The following is a 1,355-nucleotide window of genomic DNA, read 5'->3' as shown; positions in this document are numbered from 1 at the left end:
TACTTATGCTTTTGTATCTAATAAAAACATTGAATTCTGGTCGTCAGTCAAATGGCGCGAGGCAGAAAAAATAAATAAGTTTAACAATATTGAGAAGCTAAAAGAACTGATTCTTGCAGGCAAACAAAAGGAAGCTATTTCCTGCTTGGAAAGCATTTTGTGCAATGAATTTTTCATGAAAAGTGCTGCTGAAGATATTTTAAATGTCACAAAAACACTTTACAGCAATGTTGTAGAGTGGATTTGTCATCACGTTCCTAAAAAGGTACTTGATTTTCATGAATATCAGAAATTATCTGATATATTCAATTTCTCATCAGTTTCAGAATATGTTAATTACATAAAGAAATTTGTACACGAAGCAACTGAAATAGTAATTTCTTTGAAAGGTATTCTCAGTATAAAAGATGAAATTGACAAAGCAATTAAGTTTATAAATTTGAACTATCATAAAGACATCAATATGGCAATGGTAGCAAACCACGTTTCGCTCAATTACTATTATTTTTCAAGCATCTTCAAAGAAAAAACAGGAATGAGTTTTTTGGATTACCTAAACAAAGTCAGAGTTGAGAAGGCAAAAGAGCTGCTTGCCAAAACAGACTTAAAAGTGTGGGAAATAGCGTCCAAAGTTGGTTACAAAAACCCAAAACACTTTGCAAGAATTTTTAAAGAAATTACAGGACTTACTCCCAACGAATATAGAGATGTCCAAAAGAGCTTGCAGGAATAGAAGTTTGTTTGTAAAACAATAACGATAAAAAATACTTAAAAGCAGTGACTATAACTAAAAAATAATGCCTTTTTTTGTTTATAAGATTTTGATAAATCTAAAGTAGAAAAGCATAAAAAATTTTGAGGGGTGCAAAAAGTAGATGCGACCAAAAAAATTTGTTGCTTATTTTTTGCTGCTTTCATTTCTGGTTATGTACATTTTCCCAGCAAAAACTGCAGAGGCAAGCACAAGTTTTAAGGACATTTCTGATAGTTTTGCAAAGGAGGATATAGCAAGATTTTATCAATTAGACTTAATAAATGGATATCCTGACGGAAGTTTTAAACCCAATAAGATATTTCTGTTGCAGAATTTTGCAAAATCTTGAACAGATATATAGGAGTTGTGGCGAGAGGCCCGCTGGATATCAGCTGGAAAATTAGCCCTCGTGCGTGGTATTTTACAGAACTTGAAAAAGCTCAAGCAGCAGGGTATTTAGACTTGTTTGTAAAGGAAGGGAAACTTGACCCAAACAGGCCTGTAAAAAGGCAGGAAGCCTTTGCTGCTGTGGCAGCTGCTTTACAACTTGGGAATAAAAATGCTGATGTGCTGAATAATTTTACAGATGCACAAGATGTTG

General features: G+C 33.3%; 2 protein-coding genes and 1 pseudogene. All 3 read left to right on the top strand.

Annotated features, from left to right (window positions below):
- On the top strand, positions 1-733 hold a 733-nt coding region (locus H964_RS01610; RefSeq protein ID WP_156823652.1), incomplete at its 5' end, for a helix-turn-helix transcriptional regulator.
- A gap of 142 nt (positions 734-875) precedes the next feature.
- A complete protein-coding gene (locus H964_RS12760) occupies positions 876-1,103 on the top strand; it encodes an S-layer homology domain-containing protein (RefSeq protein WP_039764185.1) in 228 nt (75 codons plus the stop codon).
- Positions 1,104-1,120: 17 nt separating this feature from the next.
- Positions 1,121-1,355, top strand: a pseudogene (locus H964_RS12755) (hypothetical protein); the annotation flags it as partial.

This window comes from Caldicellulosiruptor sp. F32, assembly GCF_000404025.1.
Taxonomy (GTDB): domain Bacteria; phylum Bacillota; class Thermoanaerobacteria; order Caldicellulosiruptorales; family Caldicellulosiruptoraceae; genus Caldicellulosiruptor; species Caldicellulosiruptor saccharolyticus.
This window is presented reverse-complemented; position numbering and strand designations above follow the sequence as displayed.